28 protein-coding genes and 1 tRNA gene are annotated in these 26,045 nt (G+C 35.3%); 3 read left to right on the plus strand and 26 right to left on the minus strand.

The window, feature by feature from the left end; genetic code table 11:
• Positions 1-341 precede the first annotated feature (341 nt).
• From BQ9859_RS04530 to BQ9859_RS04570, 9 genes are all read right to left on the minus strand, one after another.
• Positions 342-602, minus strand: coding sequence for a hypothetical protein (locus BQ9859_RS04530; protein ID WP_075877053.1), 261 nt, complete (start codon positions 600-602; stop codon positions 342-344).
• Positions 603-607: 5 nt separating this feature from the next.
• Positions 608-1,303: an LPD11 domain-containing protein gene (locus BQ9859_RS12515; protein WP_075877054.1), complete on the minus strand. Its 696-nt coding sequence runs from the start codon at positions 1,301-1,303 to the stop codon at positions 608-610.
• 13 nt (positions 1,304-1,316) lie between these two features.
• Positions 1,317-1,787, minus strand: a complete 471-nt coding sequence (locus BQ9859_RS04540; RefSeq protein WP_075877055.1) for a hypothetical protein — start codon at positions 1,785-1,787, stop codon at positions 1,317-1,319.
• 5 nt (positions 1,788-1,792) lie between these two features.
• A complete protein-coding gene (locus tag BQ9859_RS04545) occupies positions 1,793-2,872 on the minus strand; it encodes a lysozyme family protein (RefSeq protein ID WP_075877056.1) in 1,080 nt (359 codons plus the stop codon).
• Complete coding sequence (locus tag BQ9859_RS04550; protein ID WP_075877057.1) at positions 2,856-4,982, minus strand: midas domain-containing protein; 2,127 nt, start codon at positions 4,980-4,982, stop codon at positions 2,856-2,858. Before BQ9859_RS04550 ends, BQ9859_RS04545 begins: the two co-directional genes overlap by 17 nt.
• Positions 4,979-7,132, minus strand: a complete 2,154-nt coding sequence (locus BQ9859_RS04555) for an ATP-binding protein (protein ID WP_235846393.1) — start codon at positions 7,130-7,132, stop codon at positions 4,979-4,981. Before BQ9859_RS04555 ends, BQ9859_RS04550 begins: the two co-directional genes overlap by 4 nt.
• 208 nt (positions 7,133-7,340) lie before the next feature.
• Positions 7,341-7,766: a hypothetical protein gene (locus tag BQ9859_RS04560; protein WP_075877059.1), complete on the minus strand. Its 426-nt coding sequence runs from the start codon at positions 7,764-7,766 to the stop codon at positions 7,341-7,343.
• On the minus strand, positions 7,763-8,056 hold the full coding sequence (locus BQ9859_RS04565; RefSeq protein ID WP_075877060.1) for a hypothetical protein: 294 nt from the start codon (positions 8,054-8,056) through the stop codon (positions 7,763-7,765). Before BQ9859_RS04565 ends, BQ9859_RS04560 begins: the two co-directional genes overlap by 4 nt.
• A gap of 1 nt (position 8,057) precedes the next feature.
• The gene (locus tag BQ9859_RS04570; RefSeq protein ID WP_075877061.1) at positions 8,058-8,813 is read right to left on the minus strand and encodes a conjugal transfer protein; all 756 of its coding nucleotides are present in this window, start codon (positions 8,811-8,813) and stop codon (positions 8,058-8,060) included.
• 115 nt (positions 8,814-8,928) lie between these two features.
• Between BQ9859_RS04570 and BQ9859_RS04575 the strand changes: the two genes are divergently transcribed.
• From BQ9859_RS04575 to BQ9859_RS04585, 3 genes are read left to right on the plus strand one after another with little or no spacing between them, the layout of a single operon-like run.
• A complete protein-coding gene (locus BQ9859_RS04575) occupies positions 8,929-9,645 on the plus strand; it encodes a helix-turn-helix domain-containing protein (protein ID WP_075876200.1) in 717 nt (238 codons plus the stop codon).
• Positions 9,609-10,592 carry an IS3 family transposase gene (locus tag BQ9859_RS04580; RefSeq protein WP_075877062.1) on the plus strand — a complete coding sequence of 328 codons (984 nt, stop codon included), beginning with the start codon at positions 9,609-9,611 and terminating at the stop codon, positions 10,590-10,592. Before BQ9859_RS04575 ends, BQ9859_RS04580 begins: the two co-directional genes overlap by 37 nt.
• A 58-nt stretch (positions 10,593-10,650) precedes the next feature.
• Positions 10,651-11,865, plus strand: coding sequence for an IS256 family transposase (locus BQ9859_RS04585; RefSeq protein ID WP_075877063.1), 1,215 nt, complete (start codon positions 10,651-10,653; stop codon positions 11,863-11,865).
• A 206-nt stretch (positions 11,866-12,071) separates the two neighbouring features.
• On the opposite strand, the gene BQ9859_RS12425 is transcribed toward BQ9859_RS04585, so the two are convergent.
• From BQ9859_RS12425 to BQ9859_RS04660, 17 genes are all read right to left on the minus strand, one after another.
• Complete coding sequence (locus tag BQ9859_RS12425; protein ID WP_154666054.1) at positions 12,072-12,242, minus strand: hypothetical protein; 171 nt, start codon at positions 12,240-12,242, stop codon at positions 12,072-12,074.
• Positions 12,232-12,555 (minus strand): hypothetical protein, encoded by a 324-nt coding sequence (locus BQ9859_RS04590; RefSeq protein WP_075877064.1) that lies wholly within the window; start codon positions 12,553-12,555, stop codon positions 12,232-12,234. Before BQ9859_RS04590 ends, BQ9859_RS12425 begins: the two co-directional genes overlap by 11 nt.
• Before the next feature lie 50 nt (positions 12,556-12,605).
• Positions 12,606-13,421 (minus strand): immunoglobulin-like domain-containing protein, encoded by an 816-nt coding sequence (locus BQ9859_RS04595; RefSeq protein ID WP_075877104.1) that lies wholly within the window; start codon positions 13,419-13,421, stop codon positions 12,606-12,608.
• Positions 13,414-17,274 carry a SpaA isopeptide-forming pilin-related protein gene (locus tag BQ9859_RS04600; protein ID WP_075877065.1) on the minus strand — a complete coding sequence of 1,287 codons (3,861 nt, stop codon included), beginning with the start codon at positions 17,272-17,274 and terminating at the stop codon, positions 13,414-13,416. Before BQ9859_RS04600 ends, BQ9859_RS04595 begins: the two co-directional genes overlap by 8 nt.
• 179 nt (positions 17,275-17,453) lie before the next feature.
• Entirely contained in the window at positions 17,454-18,437 is a 984-nt protein-coding gene (locus BQ9859_RS04605) for an immunoglobulin-like domain-containing protein (protein WP_075877066.1), read from the minus strand.
• 362 nt (positions 18,438-18,799) lie between these two features.
• Positions 18,800-19,225 carry an ECF-type sigma factor gene (locus tag BQ9859_RS04610; RefSeq protein WP_075877067.1) on the minus strand — a complete coding sequence of 142 codons (426 nt, stop codon included), beginning with the start codon at positions 19,223-19,225 and terminating at the stop codon, positions 18,800-18,802.
• Positions 19,226-19,281: 56 nt separating this feature from the next.
• Complete coding sequence (locus BQ9859_RS04615) at positions 19,282-20,229, minus strand: ParB/RepB/Spo0J family partition protein (RefSeq protein WP_075877068.1); 948 nt, start codon at positions 20,227-20,229, stop codon at positions 19,282-19,284.
• 1 nt (position 20,230) lies between these two features.
• Positions 20,231-20,953 carry a ParA family protein gene (locus BQ9859_RS04620; RefSeq protein ID WP_075877069.1) on the minus strand — a complete coding sequence of 241 codons (723 nt, stop codon included), beginning with the start codon at positions 20,951-20,953 and terminating at the stop codon, positions 20,231-20,233.
• A 48-nt stretch (positions 20,954-21,001) separates the two neighbouring features.
• Positions 21,002-21,166, minus strand: a complete 165-nt coding sequence (locus tag BQ9859_RS12430; RefSeq protein ID WP_154666055.1) for a hypothetical protein — start codon at positions 21,164-21,166, stop codon at positions 21,002-21,004.
• Positions 21,153-21,413: a helix-turn-helix domain-containing protein gene (locus BQ9859_RS04625; protein WP_075877070.1), complete on the minus strand. Its 261-nt coding sequence runs from the start codon at positions 21,411-21,413 to the stop codon at positions 21,153-21,155. Before BQ9859_RS04625 ends, BQ9859_RS12430 begins: the two co-directional genes overlap by 14 nt.
• 41 nt (positions 21,414-21,454) lie before the next feature.
• On the minus strand, positions 21,455-21,709 hold the full coding sequence (locus BQ9859_RS04630; protein WP_075877071.1) for a hypothetical protein: 255 nt from the start codon (positions 21,707-21,709) through the stop codon (positions 21,455-21,457).
• A 95-nt stretch (positions 21,710-21,804) separates the two neighbouring features.
• Entirely contained in the window at positions 21,805-23,325 is a 1,521-nt protein-coding gene (locus BQ9859_RS04635) for a hypothetical protein (protein ID WP_083662668.1), read from the minus strand.
• Complete coding sequence (locus tag BQ9859_RS04640; protein WP_075877073.1) at positions 23,318-23,629, minus strand: hypothetical protein; 312 nt, start codon at positions 23,627-23,629, stop codon at positions 23,318-23,320. The genes BQ9859_RS04635 and BQ9859_RS04640 overlap by 8 nt, the downstream gene beginning before the upstream one ends.
• Before the next feature lie 109 nt (positions 23,630-23,738).
• Positions 23,739-23,813: transfer RNA gene (locus BQ9859_RS04645), tRNA-Glu, on the minus strand.
• A gap of 73 nt (positions 23,814-23,886) precedes the next feature.
• Entirely contained in the window at positions 23,887-24,861 is a 975-nt protein-coding gene (locus BQ9859_RS04650) for a PhoH family protein (RefSeq protein ID WP_075877074.1), read from the minus strand.
• Positions 24,862-24,875: 14 nt separating this feature from the next.
• Entirely contained in the window at positions 24,876-25,796 is a 921-nt protein-coding gene (locus BQ9859_RS04655) for a sporulation protein YqfD (RefSeq protein WP_075877075.1), read from the minus strand.
• The gene (locus BQ9859_RS04660; protein ID WP_075877076.1) at positions 25,774-25,989 is read right to left on the minus strand and encodes a YabP/YqfC family sporulation protein; all 216 of its coding nucleotides are present in this window, start codon (positions 25,987-25,989) and stop codon (positions 25,774-25,776) included. Before BQ9859_RS04660 ends, BQ9859_RS04655 begins: the two co-directional genes overlap by 23 nt.
• Between the last annotated feature and the right edge of the window lie 56 nt (positions 25,990-26,045).

The raw sequence follows: 26,045 nt of genomic DNA on the forward strand, positions 1-26,045 counted from the left end.
AATGCCAGCTTATGCAGAGTATCTTCCCAAAGGAAAATGCCGATAAAGCCCTAAAATACAGGCTATACCGACATTTACCAGCTTATGAAAAGATAATCAGAAATTTAGTGAGTTTTTAATGTAAAAATAAGGTATATTTTATATACTATTTGAATCATAGTGATGTCAAATATCCCGATAAACATCGGATTTTTTGCGTTTTTCGTATGGTGTAAGTGCGATAGCAAACCCCATACCAAACCCCATACCAAACCCCATACCAAACCCCATACCAAACCCCATAGCTTTTTTAAACTTTTTTCGCACTATAATTGATTGGATAAATCATTTGAATTAGAGCACTATTTCTGTATCAACTCATATAAAGTATCTAGATAGATTCGTTCAGTAAAATGCCCTTTTCCTATCCTGTATTCGATTTCTTTAAGAACAGAGCGGTCTACTCCTTGACAAAGAAGTTCCCAATACTCTACATAATAGTGATCTGCTTCCTTCATCAATTGCTCTTGTTGATCCAAGTTCTCCGTTTCATTCACTTGCAATTCAAGCATCTGCATTTTTTCTTGCAACTCATACAGTTGATTTAATTTATTCATATCCATATTCCTTACCTCATTTCAAATAGTTCAACTGGAGCCTCCAAACGATCCCCTGTATCTTCACTACGACAAATTAAAACTTGCTCATCATTGAAATAACGAACATCTATGATAATACATGCAATTGCAAACTCTTTATCTCGATAACCATAAATAGCTCTTTTTCCAATCAACTTATCTCGTTGATCGATTATGTGTTTCACCCTGTTCATAATCTGTTCTTGATAATATTTTTCTATATCTGACATGAATCTCTGATAGTCATTTTCACAATGTAGAGCAGTTAGTTGATCAACGATATTTTCATCAATGGAAAGTCTTTGCTTCAGTGTTGATGGTATCTGTTCCTCAGACAGATGAAACTGATACAGCATCCAATCCAGCGTTTGTTGATAAATGTGATGAACTTCTTCTATAATGTCGCTAGCTTCTATATGAAAATCATTCACCATTTCTTTTTCATATCGTTTTATTTCTTCCATCGTAATCCATGTAGGTTTCTTATCATCCGGAAAACTTTCATATAAAAGTTTCATATCTAAAATAGGATCTTTCACATTGCCAGACCATAGATTTTTTTCATTTCTTCTTCCAAAACCCAAATAGTAATCACAATCTCCTCGCAAACGATCTAATAGCATGTATTTATACTCATCATCTTCTTTGTATTGATTTATTATTTTCTTCATATCTTCTTCTGGCATATTCTTCTCACCTCTATTTTTCAAGTAATTCCATTCGCAAAATTTCATTGATACGCTGATCTTTTATTGATACCTGTAATAGGTATGTTTGCCTGGTAACTGATATTTTACTTGTTGAAATTAGAGTGAAAATAGCTAATGCTCCATCATCATTTGAATAAAAAGTTGAATCATCTATCTCCGTTTGATAATCTTGATTGTCAATCTGAGCATCTTTAACGGCTATTTTATCAAATAAAGAACTGCTAATGATGCTATTTAATTCTTGATCCCTTTTTTTCTCATTTTTGCTCTCATATACTACACTTACATACCGTTTCAAAAGATCAATATTTTTTTGATTAGTATCTTCTTTCTCTTCAGATATAGTATTTTGATAAACATCTTCTTTCTTCGAATCTATATCTTTTGAAGAAAGATCTCTCTGTGTGCTGCATCCACTCATCATTAACATAATCAATAAAATGATCATATGTTTTTTCATTATGTTCACCCCAATTCTTTAAACAATTTAGTTGGATCGATTATTTTATTAGAAGTTCCCAGAGAACCTGCAGTATCTTCATGGATCTCAATATGCAAATGGGATCCTGTTGAATTTCCACTATTGCCTTGTGTCCCTATTGCTTGTCCTTGAACCACTTGCTGACCCTCATTAACATATATATTTTCCATATGTGCTAGAGTCATATATAAAACACGCTCATCATAGTGAATTTCTAATTGTATATAATTCCCTGCTCCTGCTGCTTGATCAAAAGGACAATAATTCCCATAATAACCTCCATTCGACTCACAACTTGAACTAGCTTTATGTACAATTGCATCTATTGGTGCATAGATTGTTGCTCCATATCCAGCAGAAAGATCCAATCCATAATGAAATGTGTCTAAATCACGACCACCATAATCAGAAGTAACTACTGCATCTCTCATGGGTATAATGAAATCCCCCTCTGCAACTACGATGAGCGAATATGTATAATACGACATTACTTTTGCAGCATAATGCGGATCCCCATAAGAGCTCCAGCCAAGAAGTTCACATTGTAGTTTTGCAAATTCATTTGATGACTCTAAAGACCACTTTCCACCATTCTTTTGGATCCATGAAATATATCCATTTCCAAAGTTATAACCTTGCAAAGCAATTTTAATCGCTTCTAGATCTTGTGGATTTTTTACGTTTGCAAGCTCTAAGCATGACTTTAACTCTTTAATACCACACTCTATAGAATATATTGGATCTAAAATTGCATTTGGCAAGTGCGGATATCGAAAATTAAATGGACCTTCACTCGCTTGCATAGGATCATTACCATTCCCTCCAGACTCAATCTGCATAACAGCTAATATAAGATCTACATATTCCTCCATACCATTATCTGCTGCTATCTCTTTCACAGTCATTCGATAGTTCTCTACTTGAACATTTAAAGTAGATACACGATCAATACTGTCATTGCTTTGCGCATTGCTCACACCGCCACCAGAAACGAGCAAAATAGAAAATAATGCTAACAATGGAAATAGGAAGAAGATCAATAACGATCTACGTATCCATTTCATTATTGATTTCCTCCATCTCTGTTTCTTCCTCAATATCCTTTTGTTCTTCTTGTGAATTATTCTGTTCTTCTAAAGACTCTATACTTTCTTCATTGATCTCTTGTCTTTCATTCGTACTATCTGACGCATCTGGAGAATCTATATCTGATTCAATTGTCTGTACAGTTGAATTGCTATCACTTTCTATTTCATCTTCATTTGCATCATCTATGATATCTAGATCGAGATCAGTCTCATCTTCCAACACGTTATCTGGAATATCACTTAAATTTTCTTCGGTATCTTCTTCTAATGAATCCATTTCTGATGGGATTGTCTCATCTGATTCTTTATCATCCAACTCAAAAGATTTGTCATATGTATTTCCCGAATCTGCTTCCTGTTCTCCTTGCAACATTTCTGCTTGCGTTACCATTTCTTCATCGTCAATTTCTTCTGATAAATTTGAATCTGCATCATGATTTTGATCTTCTGCATTTTTAGCATTTTCTTCACTTTGACTTAATTCATCATCCAAAGCTGTAGATTCATCAAACAGCTTATTATCTTCGGCATTCTCTCCTGCTTCGTCTGCCGCATCTCCATCGTTCATTTCTTCATCATTAAAGATGTCATTATCTTGATCGGAAAGATCCTCTTGGTTTAAACTTTCTGACTCAGTTTCATCTAAATAATTACCATCCTCAGATACACTACTTTCTTCATTTGCAGAATCAATTGAAGTTTGACTGTTCTTTCCAGATAGGTGAGAGAAAGATTGGCTAGGTGATTGACCAACTAATGCTGCCTGTAAAATTTCTCCAGATTCTCTTAATTTTGCTCCAATGGTACTGATATTTTTTGCTGCATAAATGCAAAGAACTAGAAGAAGAACATCGAATGCAATCATAAGCAATGGATGTATAGCAGAAACTTTCACGCATGCCTCCATCACAAAATACATTGCGATATTAAATAGCAAATCTACTCCAATCGATAATATGCTCCAGGTCATGCGATCTAAAAACCATTGCCTTGCTCGATGCGTTCTTCGAATCATCCACCATAGTAATTGATATACGCTTAAAAACATTAATAGAACTTTTAATAATTTAACTATACCAACTCCAATTGCTAAAATGGCAATTACCAATCCAATCAAACCACGATGTACAAGACCCATGAATGAAAGAAATAAAACTTGCGAACAACTAGCGATATCATGAGAAATCGCTGTGTTATTAAAATCATTTAATTCTATCCTTGCATTATTTTCCGTTGGATCATCTAATAGCGTTTGTACTCTAGTTTCTGCATCTTCCTTGCTTTGATTGGCAGATGCAGCAATCGCATCATAAGAGACAGTTCCAAAATGTCTTAACATAAATGGCTGCAGCTGCATAATTTCATATATATTTTCTTTATTAGCAATTTCCATATTCTCCGATTGACCATCGAAAACAAAAGTTTCGACCAGAACATCTTGCGCCAGGCTCTCCATAGAAAACATGATCTTTCTTCCATTTTGTCCAATAAAGATAATCAAAAACATCGATAAAAAACCAGAAAGAATTACTTGCATGATTTGTTTGTATCCATGTAATTTAGTGAAATTTTTAATCAATTGATATAGGATACCGACCAAGGTAACTAAAACGACTACTTTTATAATCCAAGAATTATAATCTGACCAATTAAAGACCACTGATTCTATAGATTTCAAAATCGTATCAACGACCGTCATCATAAATGTACTGCTTACGAAGTTATACAGAACCATAACAAAGAATGTAATCACGCTTCCTAATAATTCCAACAACATTGTAATCACATTTAATAGTGTCATAACAATTGTATGTGGTCGAAATAGATTCAACCCTTCCGTCATTACTGTTTGCGTAGAATTATAGAAATTACGCATATAATTTTCATTACTTTCCTGTGCAGCAGTATTTTCATCTAAACTGCCTAAAGCACCTGTTATAAAGTCACCATTTGAAGAAGTTCCCTGTTCTGAACGTAAAGTAGATTGTACTTTTATAAAATGATCTGCTGCATCAACATGTACAGGCACACTTAATGCAAAAAGAATGCCAATCACAAGAAATATACGTTTTACTTTTATACTCATGCCGGCTCATCTCCCACTACAGCATGCTTTTGCTTGTTGTCTTTTTTCAATGTATAAAATGCTTTTGAGAACGTATTTAAAAATTTCAGTTTCGTCATACACTTTCTGTTATTGTAATCAACGTATAGAAAATTGTACTTTTTTGTTTCACTGAGTCCTTCATCTTTTGTTCTATCCATCAACAATCCACTGAGAGCTGAATTACTTGTTAAATCAAAATGTTTGAGAATTAATTCTATCTCTTGCTTGCTCTTCATGCTGCCTATGAAGAATTGTCCAGTATTGTTTATGATCGAATCCGGAAGATCGCTCCAATTTTGTAGTATGATCAGTAGATTCATCATTTCAGAACGAGCAATTAAATTATTATTAATCAATACATCGATTCCACCCGGTACAGTAGACCAAAGTTTGGCTTCATCAATTAATAAGGTTTTTGGTTTTCCTTTTTCCATTCGAATAAATCGATTCGTAATTTCTGTTGTTTTTCCAATGATCAACGCATAGATGCGATGTTCTAGATCTTCTTCATGATAAACATAGCCTCCTTGTTGAGAAAATACTGGCAATTTTGCAAAGGTAACAAGGTTATATGGACGATCCAAACGAAATACCGAATCAACGTCTGTTGTTTCTTCTCCAAAGAATAATCGTGCCATTGGATCCTTTTTTAATGATTTAACATTGCTGGCTACTTCTGGATCAAGCTCCATTAAATAGTCGATCAGATAGCTCATTGTAAACCTGTGGATCTTTCCATGTTTTTTTGCCAAACACATTTGGTCATATGCTTGATCTATCAATAGCAAATTCACTTTTTGATTGTGATTAACTGCCCTCGATAAATTCACGATATCGTTCTTCGCTAATGCTAATGCCTCCATCGAATCATCTGGATGCAAGAGAAAAGCATCAAACATGCCCGAAGGAGAATCTTTGTCACCAATGATCAGATGTGAAGCTATATCTCCATATCGATTTAATGTATTTATAAGTTCCATTCGATCCCCTTTAGGATCGATGTTCAAAGTTTTATGTCCATAAAAGATCATAGATGTCATCACAAAGTTATTGGCGATTTGTGATTTCCCTGCTCCTGTTTCTCCTGCAAAGATCATTGTAGACGAGGCACTTTTTGCATTTCCTTTTATCGGAGCCTCCACGTCTACAAGGATTGGAAGATCTGCAGGATTCGTGTAAGTAGCAATCGTTCCTCCTGACTCCTCTCCAATATATAAGCCACCAAAAAAATTAAAACTTGCGAAATACAAAACATCTGTCAAATTTAAGTAGTGAGGATAACAGCTATTATATGGAAAAAGATGACGTGCCAATCGTTCTTGTTCCCCGATTGCATAAGTTAATGGAACATGTTTTCCTTCAAACCGTTTACGCATACGATCCGTTCTTTTATTAAGCATCGATTCATTATCAGCTCTTAACCTAAATAACATTTGCCAGCGGAGCTTACTCTCTTCGATACTAGGATCAGCATTTTCTCCTATCTTTGCCAATTCGATTGCCTTTTTTGCATCTACGTCTTGCCGATCCGAAAGATTATAATATCTTTTTGCACTTTTTCTGATATCCTCTCGTTTACTGGTCATATTTCTACGAAATGCTTGCGTATGCTCTAAATCAAATTTCACAATGGTATCTACTGGATAGTCATACTCTTGTATCTTATTAACAACAGTATTTGCACTATTTACTTTCACAGAAAGATATTCGATCCGTTCAGCAATCAATGTACGAGTATAAATCGAAGTAAATTGATCATCTCCTTTACTGATATATTCTTGCTGCAAATAAGTTGGTTGAGGCGTCGTGTAATACTCCTCTACTTTCTTTTCAGAATCAACTGGAAGCGCCAAATAATTATGAAATTCTTCAATATCTTGCTCTGTTAAACGATCTACTGATAAATTTGATGCTAGTTTTTTATAAATTTGTTCATCTACAATCTCACATAAACTAGATGTACGATGATCCATCTTGATGTTTTGATGCTTTAATAGATCTGCATAAAACCTTCTGCGTAATGGCTCTCTATTATCGGTAAATACTACACAGATTCGATAACGATAACGTATTTTCTCTTTCAACTGTTCGCTCACGTCTTTTAATACGCTTTTAGCCAATTTATTCATTTCTTGCCTTTGATTATCCTTGTAAAGTGATTTATATGTTTGTAATATTTCTTTCTTGCTCACCTTTTTAGGCAATATGTATATTGCCCCAGGCATATTGATTGCTAAAATTTTCTCCTTAAGAGTCTCAACCAATGTCTGCAATTGGGTATCACTAGCATATAAACTATTAATTGGCTTTATCCAGTAGTAATACCCTACACAGTCTTCATGTGAGACGATGTTTCCTTCCCCATATGTGTATATTTTCTCCACAAACATAATGGATCACTCCCTCTTTTCTTTTTGATAAATAATGTCTATTTCCATGCATGTCATAAACAATTCTGTATTTTTTGATGGATGTATAGAAAAATGTAAGTAAACGATTCTTTCCAGATTCTCGATCAATTTCAGTTGCAAATGTAACAGTAATCACCTCAAGCAGTACTGTAAGAGCTACTGCAATCACAAACCCAAAATCGCCAAATATCAATGAAAGTGGAAAGCCTAATATAGGTAAACCAATTAATACTCCTAATATCATTCCGATTACTACTGACCATCCAGAAAATTCAAATCCTACATATGGTATATAAATTTTCTGTTTATGTCGTTCAACTAACGTATAATTATAGGAAGATTTAATGCTCATACTTTTACTCCAACAAATCGTAAAATCTGCAGCACTAAATCAAAAATCCAAGTAATCGGGGTTTTTAAAAAATTAAATACTGTTGTAGGCGGTAAGCTTCCAACTAAAAGAAAGCCAGCCGAGACCACGATTCCGATGGCGATCTCATCAATCACTGACGATATTTTTCCACCTGTTCTTTTTAATGAATTACTTGCACTTCTTACCAGCCACATAATTAAGCTCAACCATACGATTACTAAAATCAAATAATAGAAAACTGTAAATCCTGGCATATTTAAAAAATCCATATTAATATTCCTCCATGTCTAAAATTTTATTTGTTGCCTGATCAATCCTAAATCGGATTGTTTGTCTTTGTTGTATTAAATCTGAACTGCTAACTAACACGCTTACATCCACGATATACTCGTCGTTATTTTCTCGAATACTTCCAAAATTTTCGATCTTAATAGTTGTTGTTGCATCTAGTGGATCCAACTCTGATGGATTATTCATCAACAATCTAGCCTGTGTATAATCGCTGGCATATGTTGTTAAAAATAACTGTATTGTTGTTTTTAATTCTTCTTTTTTTGAATCATCACATTCTGTTCCTTCTAAAGCGTGATCAACTGCATATGTTTTTTTTAATTCATCACTCATACTTTGAGAATCTGTATAATTCATAGTTATTGGAGCGATTACTAAGTAACTTTCTCCATTACGAATAACTTTTAGTTTCACATTTGCACCTAGATCTTGTGATTTTTCTTTGGTATCTACTTTTAAATTTATGTGCGCATAATAATTAAAAGCTTCATCTGATTGTTCAACACGATAAATGTCCGTGTTAGTTACTTTTGCCGATTGCACCTCTCCTAATCCATAATCTGCTTTCCAATTTCCATCCAATGCATTGCTGTTCAGATAAGCATTAGTGCTTTCATCTTGAGGAAATTGAAAATAATTAGATATGTATGAATCAACAAAAGAATAATCGTTGATAGCTAACGCATAGGGTGATTCTTTTGTGCTAATCAACAGACCTTTGATTGAACCGATCACAACGATAAGTATTAAGCAATAATACAAAAAACCTTTTAATCGCTGTGTGATATGATCCCACTAAAGTGGACACACGAAATAAATAAACGTGGTTCTATGGAGGTGGGATTTTTCTATGGGGAGAAAACCAAAATTATCAGTTGAACAAAAAGCGAATATTTGTGAACAGTATTTAGGTGGAAAGAAAAGTGTAAGAGAACTGTCTCAAGAATTTGATGTTGGTGTAACCGTTATACGACTATGGTCAAAGATGTATCAGGCAAATGGTGTAAGTGGTTTACAGACAAGTTTACATAATGCAACCTATACGAAAGAGTTTAAGCAACAAGTGGTGGAAGCTTATTTCAACAAAGAAGGTACCATTAATGATCTGATAATTAAATATAAAATTCCTTCATCTACTACCCTAAGAAAATGGATCAAGAAGTATAATGACCTCGAAGAGCTTAAGGATTATGATCCTCAGCCGGAGGTATATATGAAAGATCGCACTAGAAAGACAACGCTGGCAGAACGCATGGAAATCGTAAATCATTGTCTGGAACACGGGAACAACTATAAACAAACAGCCGAGGTATTCGATGTCTCTTATACGCAGGTCTATCAGTGGGTCAAGAAATATCAGTCATATGGAGAAGACGGACTTGTCGATCGTCGTGGACAGCACAAGAGGAATGAGGAGCTCAGCGATAACGAAATATTAAAGCGTAAGGTCAGGATACTTGAACGTCTGCTTAGAGAAAAGGAGATGGAGATCGATCTATTAAAAAAAGTACAAGAAATCGAAAGGAGGCGATCTTCTCTAAGACGAAAAACGAAGCAAAATACCTAGCAGTCAAGGAACTTCACAAGAAGAAGGATTACAGTATTCAATGGATGTGCAAACGTTTGAATACGAGGCGTTCCGCATACTATAAGTGGCTGAAACGTTCCATACCCAGCAATGAACAGGAAGATATGGAATTGGCAGAAATCATCATAGGCTACCATAAAAGATACGGTGGTATCTTAGGATATCGCAGAATGCGCCTATACATCAATCGCGATTATGACAGGCACTACAATACAAAACGGATCCATCGAATCATGAAAATCATGGATGTACATTCATCCATCAGGAGAACAAGAACGTGCTGCACAGTGGCAAACAAAGCAAACCAAACAGTAGAGAATGTACTTCACCGCGAATTTGAAGCGTCAAAGCCGAATGAAAAATGGACAACGGATGTAACGGAATTCAAGGTCCCGCATTCAACAGAGAAAATATATCTTAGTGCATTTTTAGATCTGTATGACCGTTCGATCATAGCTTGGTCAATCAGTAACCGAAATGATAATGCGCTTGTATTCGATACGCTTAATAAGGCAATTGAGAAATATCCTGACACACATCCTCTATTTCATTCGGACCGGGGATATCAATATACCAGTCCATTATTCCAGAACAAATTGAAAAATTATGGAATGGTACAATCGATGTCCAGGGTAGCCTGTTGTTTAGACAATGGTCCAACAGAAGGATTATGGGGTATCATTAAAACAGAGATGTACCGAATGTATGAGATCCATACAAAGGAAGATTTAATTCAAGCAATTAGCAAATACATTGATTTTTATAACAATCGACGTTATCAAGCTAGATTCGATTCCAAAGCTCCTATGGAAGTAAGAGAGGAGGCGTTCAATAATAAGGCACCTAAAAAATATCCAATTGCATATAATCCAAAAATAGCAAAATATAAAGAGACCCTAAAAGAGAATGTAGAAAAAGATGTGTAAATAGTTGAAAACAGGTAAGAATGAAGATGAATAACGATCTTATCAGGAGGAATTCGACATGAACACATCTTTTATTTCGACACAACAGATCAAGGATCTGATCAATGAACAAAAGTTTACATCTACCAAGGATATCATGGACTGCATGAAGAGCATGTTCGCCGATGTCCTCGAACAAACATTACAAGCTGAAATGGATCAGCATCTCGGTTATGAACATGCGGAAAGAAGAAATGATGATGCTAAAAAGAATTATCGCAACGGTTCCGTTAAAAGGACGATGAAAACACAGCTGGGTGAAGTGGAGGTCAATGTCCCCAGAGACCGCAACGGAGAATTCGAACCAAAGATCATCTCAAAGTATCAGCGCAATGCAGATGGTATCGAGGAACGTATCCTGTCCCTTTATGCTGCTGGCATGTCTACCCGTGAGATCAAGGAGCAGATCAAAGGTCTATATGACGTGGAGATATCGGAAGGACTTGTAAGCAAGATCAGTGAGCGTATCCTTCCTGAGGTGAAACAATGGCAGGATCGCCCTTTAGAAGCCTGCTATCCCTTCGTATTCATGGATGCCATCCATTACAAGATCCGTGAAGATCATCAAGTGGTGACAAAGGCTGCCTATGTGATCCTGGGAATCAATGAGGACGGAATCAAAGAGGTCCTTGGCTTATGGGTAGGTGCCAGCGAATCGGCCAAATACTGGATGGGCGTATTGAATGAGCTGAAAAGCAGAGGGGTACAGAACGTTTCTTTGTTCTGCGTAGACGGCCTTACCGGCTTCAAAGAAGCAATCACGGCTGTTTATCCCAAAGCAAGGATACAGAGATGCATCATTCACCAGATCCGCAGCAGCACACGTTTTGTGAGCTATAAACACATCAAGGAATTTATGAAAGATCTCAAGCAGGTATATCAGGCAAATACAGAAGAACAGGCCATGAGCCAGCTGGCGACATTCAGTGAAAAATGGGAGAAACAATATCCAACAGCGGTGCATAGCTGGGAAGAAAATTGGGACATACTAAGCACGTATTTCGATTATCCCGTGGAAATCCGAAAGATCATCTATACGACAAATGCGATCGAAGGACTAAACCGACAATTCAGAAAAGTGACAAAGACAAAGAATGTATTCCCTAATGATGACAGCTTGAGGAAGATGCTGTATCTGGCTATTCAGAATCTGAGCAGCAGATGGACACAGAGGTGCAGGAACTGGGACCTGATCATCAATCAGCTCAGGATCATGGACAGCAGTGAAGAATGATATGTAATAAAAAACGAAAAAAAGCCGGCATGAAATCAACTCAATGATCATACCGGCTTAAGGGACGAGGACAAAGGTCAGGTGACACCATTCGACTTTCACGGGTCAAAACCTGTCGAATATTACTTACACATGATTGGTCACATTCCCCCCTAAAAAACAAAGCCCAATCAGCATGATACTAATTGGGCAAGACTTTTTACTTATTAAACATGTCCACTTGACAGGGACCAGATCAGTATTCGCTTCATCTTTTTTATTTCTTTCTGCAAACGGTTTTCTAGTTCTTCTCCATCATTTATCTTTTCTTTAACTGTCAATTCTTTCTCTCTATCATCCGAGAAATCGTTCGCTTTATGTATTTTTTTAAATAACACATCCATACTCCTTTCCAAGCTCTTGCAACCCTTGCAAATATCGTTCACAAATATATTGCATTTGCTGAACGGTTAGATTCTTTGTTAAAAATTTGCTATTTCCATATACAGAATAAAGGTCTGCATAAACTTTTTGATTCAATGGATCATTTTCAAAATTTCGTAGATGTCCTAATATTTCTACAATGCTTAAAGCTTTATTCTTCTGATGATAATCCAATTTAAGAAAAAGGTAGCGCTGAATGATTTCTTGATAACATTCCGGATATATTTTTTTGAATGAATCAAATAACTGTTTATAATAAGACAACATCACTATCTACCCTCACATCCTTCACTTTTGTACCAGTCTCTGGTACATTTTTAATTAACCAACTCATACCCAACAGCAATACCATTTTCGTCCATAATTACCTTGCAGCTGTATGTCCCTGCTCCACTCTGCTTTCCGGCAGCCATACAATCTGTTCTTGCATCTTCGAATCCATATCCTTGCGCAACATACCACTGTTTTTGAGTTATTATTGGCTGATTAGATGTACCAGTCTCTGGTACATTTTGAGAATCAGTTTCTTTTGATGAGTCACTTATTACCGTAGATCCTTCTTCCTTGTCTGAAGTTTCATTATTATTTTGTTTCTTCGCAATTACTATTAACTTTAATGTTTTAACTGTCTTTAAATTGCTGCTATTTTTAACCGTATAAGTAATGGTATAAGTACCCACCTTATTCAAATCATAATTTCCGCTGATCGCTACTTCTAACTCTCCATCATAGATATACACGGCTTTTTCAATGTACTCTTTTGGATCAAAAGGATCTCCTTCTGTTATTGTCACTTCTTCTTTTGCCAGTTTTAACAGTGGAGGCTTAACAGAAATAATCGTTATTTTTTTCATAAATTCCTTTTGTTCTCCATGCTCCCCAACAGCTATGTAAAGTAAATTTTTTTCTCCTGGCTGACTACTATCAATCGTGGGATATAAAATCTTCGCAGAGGAGGAAGATTTAACCAGATCAACCGGATCAATCTCCTTTCCTACTTTGAAGGTATTTTTATCGACAAAAGTTATGTTTAATTCATCTTTTGTCGGTTGTCGCAAAAGAAGATACCAAGTCAAAAGACTACATATTAATATGATTGCTGCAAAAAATACTGCATATTGCTTTTTAGTCATGGGTTTCACGACGGCGATACATAATTAGCGCTGCCAATAATGCTCCTGTACCAAGGAATACCCAGAATGTTGTTGTATTTGTTGTTCCAGTACCACCACTTTCTGGTAGTGGCATATCTGGATAAATGATTACACGTGTATGATCACTGGAGATCCAATTCTCATCTATAGTAACTTCAACGACCTCATCACTTAATTGATATCCAATAGGAGCTCCAGTTTCTTTAATATAAACTGTACTTCCATACTCAATTCCATCAAACCTCGCTATTCCATCTTTTCCGCCTTTCTGCACGTCAATAACCTTAGTACAGTCTTTATCTGCATACATTGTAAATTCAGCGAATGGTAAGGCTCTAGCTTGGTCATAATAATCAACTTTCAATATATCAATATGATATTTTGCTAAATCATCCTTCATCTGAATCTTCTGAACTTCACTTGTATCCGATATTGTAAACTGGATGTCTTTTGCAATTTCATATCCAAGTGGTGCTTCTACCTCTACCAAGCGATATGTATCTCCAACTACCAGTTTTTCTACAATGTGTGCTGTACCATCTGAGATCCATTCATCTACAATATTGTTATGAGCATCTACTATCTGCAGATGAGCCCCTATCAGTTCTTTTTCACCTGTAATATCTGTTTTAGTTATTTGTACTTGTGTTCGTTCATTTTGAAACTCAAATGCAAATTCTTGTACAGACTGATTTTGATCTGTATATTTTGAATCGAACAAATGGCGAATAGTTCCACCACTTACATATCCTTGTGGTGCTTTTGTTTCCTGAACATACCACAATGAGTTCAGATTACCTTCATAGCGGATTCCATCATCATACATAACACCAAACGCATCATCTTCTAATGGATCAACAGCATATTCTGGTGTTAGATCCATTGGCAGATCTACATCGAATACTGCTTCTCCATTTTCATTAGTAATGGCTGTTGCTACTAAATCATTTGGCTCTAAGATTACTTCGCCATCATAGTTATATACTTTTCTATTTGCATATAAGCTGATTTCTGCACCTTGCAGCTTTTCTTTTGTTTCTGCATCTAACTTAGTAGCAGTTACAGATACTTTTTGACGATCATTCAGATAGGTTTGAAGATCACTGAATACTACAGGCGTAGTTTGATCTTTGTAAGTTAATTCGACATATTTCACTTCATTAGTTAATACATAGCCATTCGGCGCTTGAATTTCATGAATCATATATTTGCCCAATGGAAGTTCTTTTGAAAGAACCTTGCCATCTGATCCAGTCGTAACGGTATCGACAATCGTTCCTGCTGAATATAAAACTGTACCATCGTTCGATGGATCAAGAATATCTTCGCTGGCGATGATATTTGCAGTCATTCCCTCAATACCACGTTCCTCGTAAATAAATTGACCATCTTTATAGTCCGTTAATACTTCACCACGTTTTTCAATCTGAATCTGTCCTTTGACTGCTTGATCGCTCATTTTTACTGTGATCAAAGGAGTTGTTCCATCTGGTAAGGTTTCATAAGCGGTATTCATTGTGATTTTAAACTTCACTGGCTCTGTATTTAGCACATAGCCATTCGGTGCTTTGACTTCTTCTAATTGGTATTCTCCCGGATCAAGAACATCACCAGTCATTACCACTCCATCTTCTGATGTTGTCCACTGATCCACATAATGAGGTAATGGAGTCCATTCCCAATATCCGACATATTCATTTGTAGTCAGATTTTTAATCTTAAAGGATGCTCCTTCAAGTTGAATTGTTTTGCCTGTATCTGCATCTAATTTTACGATTTCAATTACTGCACGGAATTTTTCATCATTCAGTATTCTCCATGCCTGCGGATCTCTGCTATCCTCATCGATCACTACCGTAAAATCGTCAACAGCATAATGATCAGCTGGCACTTTTGTTTCTCGCACAACATATGTTCCATAAGGCAATTCATCCGATACGGCATATCCTTTTGAATCCGTTACTAATATGGATGCTTCTTTTCCTTGAGCGTTCTTTGCAATTGGTGCATCTTCCCAGCTACCATATTGATCGATATCTTTTTGTGCTTTAATTGTAAATTCAACACCTTTTAAAATATCAGCTTCCCCACTGCCATTGTCTGAAACTTTGATGATCTGAAATGCCTGTGATTTTACTTTTTCTTTTACAATCTGATTGACCGTTACAGTTGCTGTCGTTTGTCCTTGATAAGATAAAACGACATCATACTCTGTTTCATCCAATGTATATCCTTCACTGGCTTCGATTTCTTTTAAGTAATATTTTCCTAAGTATAGATCTGAAATACTTGCTTTGTGTTGATTGTTGATCGTTAATTCAGAAACGAGTTCATCTGCATTGTAAATAACAGAATGATCCGCTGGATCTAATATATTCTCTCTTGCATATAGTCCATACTTTGCACCGACAAGTGTTCCCTCTCCTTGTGCAGTATTACCAGTAATACTATCCTTTTTTTCAATATTGATTGTTCCTCGTACTCGTTCATCTACACCATTGACTTCGATCTTTTGTTCATTTTCAGTAATTGTTACTGGATATTTCGTATCATTCAAAATATAGCCATCTGGTGCGATTACTTCTTTTACATAATAGTCGCCAAAACGAAGATAATCACTGGATGCATATCCATTGGCTAAAGTAGTGATTCTAGCAACCTCTTGATTCGTATTTGCATTGTAGATAGCATATACTGCACCAGCTACTTGCTTTCCAGATTCTTTGTCCGTTTTGCGGATCAACACTTTTCCTTTTTTCCAATTGTTCTGTGCAGTAAAGGATGCTGTTTGATTCGCTTGTACGGTTACTTGATGAATGGTAGAATCTAGCACCAAATGATCAGGGACAGCTGTTTCCTGCACATAATAGGTTGCCGGCAGCAGATCATTGATCGTTACTGTTCCATCATTTCCTGTTGTATAAGTGCCGATCGGATTGCTCATATCATTATTTGCAGAAACCTTAAAAGAAGTATTCGGAACAAGTGTTCCATCTTCATCCTGTTTTGCAATCTTTAAAGATCCATATTTATTTACTGTGATATTGATATTGAAACTTCTTGGATCTTCTTGTTTAAATACAGCTACATTTTGTGAGATTGACGAAGAATATAACAAAGATGTACCAACATAATTATCTTTTACTAATTGATACGATACAGTTGCGTTTTCTGGCGCAGCTGCGGTGGCAGTGATCGTTAACTTATTTCCAGATTTTGAAACAGTGATTCCACTGCTTTTAGTATCAAGGTAATAATTACTGAATACTCCATTTGTATCTGTTAATGTTATACTTTCTCCTACATTCAAAGTTAGATTTTGATTTCTAAAAGATGGATACGAATAAAATAGTTTATTCACCTTATCTTGAATAGATTTCTTTTTCGCAGTATAGCCAGTATATGAAGTGCTATTGATCTTTGTTCCTAATGTTTCCCAAATCATCAGCTGGGTAGCAACATAATCTTCATCTGTTTTACCAGATAATTCCCATCCTACATAAGCAATTTGTTCTAATAATCTTCTTTGTGCAGCTGAGGTACTTGTATAACTTGAAGATGAATAATTAGCACCTGTCTGTACTACCACTTCTGGTTGAACACAAAACGCTATTTCTCCATCTGCATAAATATGCTGGAAATTAGCTCCCCAAGCGGAATATCCATTCGCACTTGTTACATTGTAAGAATAGTTAATTGCATTTTTTACTGTTACTGAACCAGTCGCTGCTTTTATAGTTGTGAAATCAAAATTTCCTATTGCTATAATCATCGCCATCATTGTCACAACAAAACGATATATATTTCTTTTCGCTTTTTTTAATATTTTCACAAACTTTTCCTCCTTTTTGTATTGCATTCAATTCATACACTAATGGTGGATCCCGTAACCTATAATTCATATTTGTGCTCCTTTCCAATAAAAAAGGGAGCAATTTTTACTCCCTAAAAATAAAAGGTAGATCACTCTACCTTTTACCACTGCTATTCACCTAAAATGTCAAATATTTTTTAAAAATCCCAATCGGGTGCTTGTCCTTCATAATTAAATCCTACGGTATATCCTACGATATTATCACAAGTATCTACAACTGGACCTACTGAATATGATACTATATTATCTGGTCCATTTTCCTCATTATCTTTAATGTAGGATTTTGCCCAAGCATGGGCTTCTTCTTTGGTGGTAAACATCATTCCACTATTATCATACTGATTTGATGGAACAGTACATGCTGGTTTATTTGAGCCACTTCCAGAGGAAGATCCCGAATTGCTAGAAGAACTACTAGATGATGATTGATTACCATTGCTTGAAGATGGTTTTTTATTCGTGCTGCTGGATAAATTTCCAGAAGATGTACTGCTTGAATTAGTAGATCCGCTTGAAGATGAATTACTATTGGATGTAGTTGTACTTTCCTCTTTTGGTTTGGATTTTACTGTAATTGTGCAGTCTTTCTCTGTTTTATTTCCGTTTGCATCCTCTGCAATTACCTTAACTTTGTAATCGCCTGCTTTCTTCGTATTGATTTCCCCATCCACACTGATCGTTACGTCTGCAAGATCGGTTGCTGAAAAGAGATCTGCAAGATCTTTAGAATAGCCATAATCAATAGATACATTATCTTTGAAATCTTTAAATTCGGGTGCAACTGTGTCCTTGACTTCTACAGATAGCTGTAATGGCTTTTTATCATCTGCATAATCAATTTCCAGTTTGTATTTACCAACCGCTAATGGCTGTTCTTCAGTAATGCTATCAGCATCTATTTTTTCATCCTCATTTGATAGTAAAGATAAAGAAAATTGATATTCACTTTTAATAGAATCATAATTCTCTAATAAACTCTTTAATTGTATGTCTGTATATGGATCTTGCCCATATTCTAATGTTAGTGATTCTTCTTTAAGTGCTGGTACATTTGTAGCACTGCAAGCTGCCAAGCCGATCAAGCTAATCCCACACAATATATTGACCAAAATCTTCTTCATATTCTTTCCTCCATCTTTCATTTTCTACTAAAAAAGGCGACTACTTTCAGTCACCTTTTATACAATTTCTATGGATGAGATCAATCAATTACATTGATTTCATCATACATATTATAGCATAAAAAATTGACATGTAAAGTGACATAAAACTGACATATTTATGGATATTATCGTCTTTTTGATAGAAATATATATTCTTTTTTATCTTTTTTGTAACTAATTTCATTTTTTTAATCAATATTGTCACCCCTTGACAAAGAAAAATTATTATAATTTTTTCAGAATATTTTAATTTTTTCTCTCTTTTGATTAATTATAGCAGATTTTTAATCTTTTTTTGTACCAGTCTCTGGTACATTTTTTTATTTTTTGATAGCTATACCATAAACAATGGCAAAATTAATATGCATTCGATTTAATCTGCGAAAGATATGTCTATCTGAATTACCAATCTTTTTTGCTATCTCCGCAATTGTCAATCCCTCCACGTATCTGAGGTTGATCAATTCTATTTCTGAAAAATCTAAACGATTTATACATATCTGTATCTTATTCAAATACGAACGAATTTCTTCATAATTCCTATCTTTTTGTTCAATTTTTTTTAACAAAGCTGCATCTGCATTTACATATGCACTAAATGATAATGTTTGAATAGATCTACTCTGCAGATCAATATCAATTAATGCGTGATTAACAATGTTTAGAAGTCTGGAATATTCATGTAACACACGCTTTGCTACCTCAATCGTTCTTTTTTTATCTATTTGATCAAAGTATCCGATCAAATAAATCACTCCTTTCGTTACTTTCCGATATATGTACCAGTCTCTGGTACAATTATTTATTCTATATTCCAAAGTTCAAACAAAGATAATAGCTGTTTGATGGCAATCTCCACCGCTTTTTGATCTTCAACAAATTGCATATTCTCTAACCGCTTGCTGAGTTTTTTCACTTCATTAACAGCTCTCTTCACCAACATTATCCTAAGTTCTTGTTCCTGCTGTTCTTCATTTTGCATATCCTCGTATTCATCCTCAATTTCAATTGGATCTTCTTCTACGACTAACTCATCATCTTCATTAAAATATTGCTGTTTCATCACTGTATCTTTGAATACATCCACTTCTTTACGACTAAATGTTTCCGCTGTTTCTAGAAATTCATTTTGATCTTCTTCGCTCAAATCTACCAGTGCAGCTGCTGCATCAATAGAAATTGCATCATCCCGAATCTTTTCCCGGACTTCTTCCGTTGCATGATTTAATACTTTTTCATAATTAGCAACCTGCGACTTTTTAATCCCCATTTCGTCCGCAATCAGCTCCTGAATGCGTCCAGGTATTTTTTCACCAGCAGCTTTTTTCGCCCGATAAATCTCTCTGAGTTCCTCTACAGCCTCCAATTTTTCTGCAGCAGTTAGTGGATCGTTCTCATGATTGTTGAGAATCAACCGCCGACGGGCATCCAAATCACTTAATCTCACTTTTTTACATGGGATATACTCGTAAGTCAAATCACCATGTTCAATGTTATAGAGGATTGCTGAGTATCGACGTTCTCCTCCAATCAATTCTACCTCATACTGTTCATCCTCAATCTCCCTTACCAAAAGATTATTCTCCAAACCATCTTCACGAATGTCCTCAGCAAGCTCTTCAATACGTCGTAGCTTTCGATTTTTGTTTGGTCTTCGGATCTTTGTATAGTGAATATTGACTATCTGATTGTCAAATGCAACCTTCTTTGCATCAAAATTCAGAAAATCGCCTAAAATGCTCTTTCCCATATTAGATCACCTCCAACAATTCCTGTGCAACCACTGCATAATCTACGGCTGCCTTTGCACGAGGATAACGATAACTGATCGGTGCACGATATTTCCGTGATCTCTTGATTGGCAGATAACAGTAACGAATCACTCGTTGAAAAGATACCGGTGCCAACTGTTTTTGTAATTCCTGTAATCCTTTCTGTGTTTCTTTAGATCGGTCAACCTTTGTATATAAGATTCGAAATTTTGTCTGAGAGAATAGTTGTGTGATCTCATTGATCGTCGTTATTGTTCCACGAATCGAATCATCATTGATCTCTGTCGGTATGATAACCAAATCATGTGCCCTCATAATCTCCGCAATTAGCTTATTAAAATACGGTGAGGTATCTATCAGTATGTAATCATATTGTTCCTTCAGTTGAGCCAGCTGTTTTACAAATATATTATCTTCAATTTCTTCATTTGCTAAGTAATCATTGCCTGGAATTATATCCAATCCAGAAAATCGTGTATGATAAACGCAATGCCATACATTCTCATGTTTCAGCATGCCCAGAATACTCTTCTTATAATTCTTTCCACTCAAGCCTTCTGTGGCATTTCGCTGTGGATCGCCATCAATCAATAATACTAATTTACCCATTTTGCTTAATTCATAAGCTAAGTTTTTTGCTGTGGTTGTTTTTCCGGATCCTCCTTTACGATTTCCGATTACAATTACCTTTCCTTTTCTCATACTCTTTCTCCTTCAATTTCTCCATTTTGTACCAGTCTCTGGTACATTTCATTTTTTTGCGATCATCTCAATAAATTGAATTTTTTTCTTACTCCCTGCTTTAGGGGAGTTCTTCACCTTCCCTATATCTACGAGAACATATCTTTCTCTTAAATATGCAATTAATTTTTCTCGATCCTCTTCGCTAAAATATTCAATTTTAATCGTGATCATATTCATCTTCCTTTCCAATTCTCCTTTTTTGTTGATGTTGCAAAACAATTAGTTGTCTAACAGTTCCTAATGTTGTTATCCTGTATTTTCTTTCGATCTTGCCCGATTTTGCTAAACGACGAATCATTACGGATATAGATTTAGGCTGTAACTGAATTAATTCGGAGATCTCTTTATTTGTCATCTCAAAATTATCTGATTTGCAAATCATATCTAATAACATTTCTTCATAAAGTGACTTTCTCATTACATTCTCCTTTTCTATCTATACATCTCAAAACTTTTCTCTTACTTCACAATCACAAACGACTCTTGTGGTTCATCTAACAAAAATTGTAGAAGAATAGCTAAATGTACATCTGCAACATAATGCATAAATTCTTCTTGCACATATTTCTTTTGATATATTGTAAGATCCATATCATCTGTTACTGTTAATTCATGACCTTCATTTCTTTGTATAAATTGAACAAGAGCTTCTATACTATCATCAATACGCTCAGCTCCATTGTGGTAAATTCCTGTATAAACATAACCTAACATATCTTTCCTCCTTTCTTGGTTGCATTCCTCTATTCCGTATGTAATTAAATCTAGCTCCTCTTGGAGGAGGGCGACTCACATATAATCAATGCGACCTAGTTTTTGGCAACAGCCCCCATCCGAACTAAATAATCTAATGCCGTATAAGCGATTTTCAGCCATTTTGCGAGCCGTTGCTGTACTTGATAGATTGTCTTACGTCTAAATTCTTCCGAGCTTATAGCGTCCTCTATCGCATCCATATAGTCTTTTAATTTTCTAGTAAACTGCCAAGCATGCTCTTTGATATATTTCAAATCCTTCGTTACTGTTGATCGATGTACTCCCAAGATATCGGCGATCCGTGAATTAGACAAATGCTGGACATTTTTTAACTCACATACTCGAGTCCTTCTCTCTAAGATACGTTGTTGCTTCTCCGTTCGGTTAAGCAATAAAATTTTACGTTTTCTTCTTGCATAAGCAGCTTTTTTTAATGCCTTTCTCTTTAATACTCTCATATGTAGCTGTTCTTCCGCTGTAATCTCTAGATGTTCAATTATTGTATCTATATTACAACCAGATCGATTAGACGAAGGACGACACTGATTCTCTACTTGTTCTTTGGTTAAAGGAGAATGAAATTGTTCATTTAATTTATTAGCTAACTGTACACTTTCACTCACAGAATATCCAAGCCATGTAGCTTTTTCTCTAGCAATCCAAAGTAATGTTTCCCTGTATCCTTCATATTGCTGCTTCTTATTTCTTAATTCAATCAGTGTTTGAAAATCTTTATAATATCCCTCAAAATAAGGACGACGTTTTGATAGATCCCAATCCACTTTCTTCTTTTGTTTTTTTTCTGTTTTTTTATATTTATTCACTTCATCCATTGTCCATGGAAGTTGATCAGCAAATTGCTGTAATGTATATTGAGTTTCATTCAGCTCTAACACCTGTACAGTTCGCCCTGTTTTTGAATTAATTGTGCCTGGTAGTCTAATTACTTGTGTTGTATTTAGAGCTCGTGGATCCATACCATACTTCTCAAATTTCTTTAAAAAAGATTTCATGACCGCATGATAAAGACGATTCATGTGATATGAGCAATGTTTAAAACAATAAATCACATACAATCCTCTACCACTATCTACTAATGCTGTAGGTTTCACTGATAATTTTCTTTTTATGTACTTATTGTAGAAATCAATCGGCTGTAAATCTGCATACTTATCGATCTTGTAGAAATCAAAATCCAAGCAGAACGCATTGATATGTCGAACTTCTTCTGATTTTTTCTTTTTTCTATAAAAACTATTAAGTGAAAAATATACATCTTTCTCTCCTAGCAAACTATAACAACTTTTTTTAAAATCGTTTATCAAGAATAAGCGATCATAAAAATTCGTTACACGGTCTGCCAAATACCTTACACGGTATTCTTGTAATAAATAAGTAACCTCATCATTCGAAATATCTAACGCTTTTGCAATTTCCTTTTCTGGAAGAGCGGATGCATATAGATCGAATACTCTATCGCCAAACTTCATTGATGTAGATTTCCAGTCTGTTAATAAAGCTGCATAACATGATTGATCACCGCCATCGTGAATCTTTGATATTAAATTATTCATTATCATTTTCTCCAGATTCTATTTCCGGAATAAATTCACTGATCAATCCTTCTTTATGAAGTTCTTTCAAAATAAGTGCTGCTTGTTCTAGCAAAGCCGTCTGACGATTAATTTGTTGTAAATCAAGTCTCTGTTTTGGTGACATATCGTACACGAACTTCAATTGCGGATGACTAGCAATATTCAACGAAAGATTTCTTAACAGAGTTGCTGCTTTCTTACAATGCACTTGTTCTTGAAATTGTTTTATCATGTCGTATTCTTCTTCACTAAACCTAACATTTACTGCATAATTCCGTCTCATGTAGATTCCTCCCATTTGCACAAAAAAAGGCGATATCGTTAGAATAATGTAACGAATATCGCCTTTTAAGTATATAACGAACAATTGTAGAGGTTCGTAAGTTTGCAAATGGTACCGCGTACGGGACTCGAACCCGTGATACAGCCTTGAGAGGGCTGTGGCTTAACCGCTTGCCGAACGCGGCATGAATGCTTTACTATAATAGCATTCTGTATGTAAAATTGCAACTATTTTATTTAATTTTTACTGTCTTCGTTTTACATCCAGGTATTTTCCGACTCTTCTTCTTCATAACGTTCAATGATCTTTTGTACTAAAGGATGTCGAACGACATCTAATGCTGTTAATTCAACAAAGCCGATACCTTCAATTCCTTCCAATAATTTTTTTGCCCCCAGCAATCCACTGTCACGTTTGCGAATCAAATCAATCTGAGTAACATCACCCGTGATAACAATCTTAGAATGAAATCCCATTCTCGTTAAAAACATCTTCATTTGTGATCGAGTGGTATTTTGCGCTTCATCTAATATGATAAAAGCTTCATTTAAAGTTCTGCCACGCATATAAGCCAAAGGAGCAATCTCTATGATTTCTTTTTCTAACATTTTTTCTACAGCTTCTTGTCCAAGGGTGTCATATAACGCATCATATAAAGGACGAAGATAAGGGTCTACCTTTTCCTTTAAATCACCTGGCAAAAAGCCTAAACTTTCTCCAGCTTCTACAGCTGGTCGAGTCAAAATGATCTTTTTTACTTCTCCTTTTTTCAATAAACTAACAGCATACACCACTGCAAGATATGTTTTACCTGTACCGGCAACCCCGCTTGCAAAAACGATATCATTATATTCCATACATTGACACATATAACGTTGCCCTAATGTTTTTGGATAAATACTCTTCCCTTGAAACGTACGCCCAACAGGATGTGATCTGGTAACATCAAAAGATTGTAACCGATGCAGTTTAGCTAACTTACACAAATAGATGACATCACGTTCACTGATTTCTTTTTGCGTCTCAATGAGTTGAAATAATTTTTTGACAACCAGTGTAATCATCGGTTCATCTTCTTTGGAAACCATAATGCGCAATTCATTTTCACGCATGACAAAAGAAGCAGAAAATGTATCGCTCAACAAGTCTAAATACGCATCATTGGGTCCGCAAAAAATAGAAATCTCCTCCATTGAGTATTCTTCTAACGACATGCTAAAACTATCTTGCATGAATACCTCCTACACTACACGGGACTGGATATATCCCGGTATATCGTATAATGAATTTTCATCCTTATTGTACCCGCTTTCTCTTCGAATTGCAAAATATTTTCATTCTCTATGCGATCATCTTTTAAGAAGTCTTTACTTACCTGTTCTCGTGCATTCAATAACAAACGAAAAAATTGAACTGGTTTTGGTATCGCATCATTTTTACTAGAGACTTCAATCGTTTTCCATGTAAAAGCAAACACTCTTCCCTTTACCATCACATGTTTTTCTTTTTGAAATGAATCCAACAGGATCGATGAAACTAATACATCTCCTTTTTTTACAATATCATTCACATTCACACATTTATTGCCGTGTTGAAGATCAAAGCCTGCAATTACACCATCATATTGTGCAATTAAATCTTGATCTCCAATCTTTTCTTCCTCTATTTGATTCTGACTGGTAAAACGAATTTTTAAACGGCTTCCTTCTATATCTGCCTCTATCCAATTCAATGATGGCATCTTTGAGTGTATCAGCTCCTCAATTTCATCTTCTTTTAAAGAATAAAATGGAATTTGCCCATAGTTCTTTTTCAATACAGTAATCAACTGTTCTTTTATCGTTAAGGAATCCCCGGAAATATCTAAAATAAAAATAAACTGTGATAGAAACCACCAAACAGAGAGACAAGTGAGAAAAGAAATGACACGTGAAGGCTTTTTCATATTTCGAAAAAAGAAGCCCAGCACACCATTTGTTTCTATCAAAGATGCTTGTGGAAACAGACGGGAAAATTTTTTTCGCTGATGTACCGGCACACTAGCAAACACAAGATTTTTTTCCTCATAGATATCATATAGTTCCAATCCTTTTTCACTAGAAACTTGCAATACTTTTAGCAAAACACTATTTATTTTCCAGCGATCAACTCCTAATAGATGTTTCATGTTCCTTTATCCTCACACAATGAATCGTGCCTTTTAGTAAGATCTCATCTTTTGTCATGGCCATCATAAAAAGATTTTCTCCCTCAATGATCAAGTCATAATTTTCCATATGCACTTCAACTTCATCATTCTGTGCACGACAAATAGCTTCGTAATGTTCAATCATCAATTGATCTTTATTCAACGTTAGCATTTAAGCCACCTCATCCAAGTATATGCAAAATAAATGACTGATATGAAACATCATTT

This window comes from Merdibacter massiliensis, assembly GCF_900155395.1.
GTDB classification, from domain to species: domain Bacteria; phylum Bacillota_I; class Bacilli_A; order Erysipelotrichales; family Erysipelotrichaceae; genus Merdibacter; species Merdibacter massiliensis.

What these genes read in the sequence shown, in the direction of transcription:
- BQ9859_RS04545 (WP_075877056.1), bottom strand. Translation starts at nt 2,872, where the DNA reads ATGAAATGGATACGTAGATCGTTATTGATCTTCTTCCTATTTCCATTG.
- BQ9859_RS04615 (WP_075877068.1), bottom strand. Translation starts at nt 20,229, where the DNA reads ATGGGAAAGAGCATTTTAGGCGATTTTCTGAATTTTGATGCAAAGAAG.
- BQ9859_RS04605 (WP_075877066.1), bottom strand. Translation starts at nt 18,437, where the DNA reads ATGAAGAAGATTTTGGTCAATATATTGTGTGGGATTAGCTTGATCGGC.
- BQ9859_RS04625 (WP_075877070.1), bottom strand. Translation starts at nt 21,413, where the DNA reads ATGAGAAAGTCACTTTATGAAGAAATGTTATTAGATATGATTTGCAAA.
- BQ9859_RS04555 (WP_235846393.1), bottom strand. Translation starts at nt 7,132, where the DNA reads ATGAATAAATTGGCTAAAAGCGTATTAAAAGACGTGAGCGAACAGTTG.
- BQ9859_RS04635 (WP_083662668.1), bottom strand. Translation starts at nt 23,325, where the DNA reads ATGAATAATTTAATATCAAAGATTCACGATGGCGGTGATCAATCATGT.
- BQ9859_RS04630 (WP_075877071.1), bottom strand. Translation starts at nt 21,709, where the DNA reads ATGTTAGGTTATGTTTATACAGGAATTTACCACAATGGAGCTGAGCGT.
- BQ9859_RS12515 (WP_075877054.1), bottom strand. Translation starts at nt 1,303, where the DNA reads ATGCCAGAAGAAGATATGAAGAAAATAATAAATCAATACAAAGAAGAT.
- BQ9859_RS04550 (WP_075877057.1), bottom strand. Translation starts at nt 4,982, where the DNA reads ATGAGTATAAAAGTAAAACGTATATTTCTTGTGATTGGCATTCTTTTT.
- BQ9859_RS04560 (WP_075877059.1), bottom strand. Translation starts at nt 7,766, where the DNA reads ATGAGCATTAAATCTTCCTATAATTATACGTTAGTTGAACGACATAAA.
- BQ9859_RS04620 (WP_075877069.1), bottom strand. Translation starts at nt 20,953, where the DNA reads ATGAGAAAAGGAAAGGTAATTGTAATCGGAAATCGTAAAGGAGGATCC.
- BQ9859_RS04650 (WP_075877074.1), bottom strand. Translation starts at nt 24,861, where the DNA reads ATGCAAGATAGTTTTAGCATGTCGTTAGAAGAATACTCAATGGAGGAG.
- BQ9859_RS04640 (WP_075877073.1), bottom strand. Translation starts at nt 23,629, where the DNA reads ATGAGACGGAATTATGCAGTAAATGTTAGGTTTAGTGAAGAAGAATAC.
- BQ9859_RS04565 (WP_075877060.1), bottom strand. Translation starts at nt 8,056, where the DNA reads ATGGATTTTTTAAATATGCCAGGATTTACAGTTTTCTATTATTTGATT.
- BQ9859_RS04595 (WP_075877104.1), bottom strand. Translation starts at nt 13,421, where the DNA reads ATGACTAAAAAGCAATATGCAGTATTTTTTGCAGCAATCATATTAATA.
- BQ9859_RS04575 (WP_075876200.1), top strand. Translation starts at nt 8,929, where the DNA reads ATGGGGAGAAAACCAAAATTATCAGTTGAACAAAAAGCGAATATTTGT.
- BQ9859_RS04585 (WP_075877063.1), top strand. Translation starts at nt 10,651, where the DNA reads ATGAACACATCTTTTATTTCGACACAACAGATCAAGGATCTGATCAAT.
- BQ9859_RS12430 (WP_154666055.1), bottom strand. Translation starts at nt 21,166, where the DNA reads ATGATCACGATTAAAATTGAATATTTTAGCGAAGAGGATCGAGAAAAA.
- BQ9859_RS04655 (WP_075877075.1), bottom strand. Translation starts at nt 25,796, where the DNA reads ATGAAACATCTATTAGGAGTTGATCGCTGGAAAATAAATAGTGTTTTG.
- BQ9859_RS04530 (WP_075877053.1), bottom strand. Translation starts at nt 602, where the DNA reads ATGGATATGAATAAATTAAATCAACTGTATGAGTTGCAAGAAAAAATG.
- BQ9859_RS04590 (WP_075877064.1), bottom strand. Translation starts at nt 12,555, where the DNA reads ATGTTGTCTTATTATAAACAGTTATTTGATTCATTCAAAAAAATATAT.
- BQ9859_RS04660 (WP_075877076.1), bottom strand. Translation starts at nt 25,989, where the DNA reads ATGCTAACGTTGAATAAAGATCAATTGATGATTGAACATTACGAAGCT.
- BQ9859_RS04540 (WP_075877055.1), bottom strand. Translation starts at nt 1,787, where the DNA reads ATGAAAAAACATATGATCATTTTATTGATTATGTTAATGATGAGTGGA.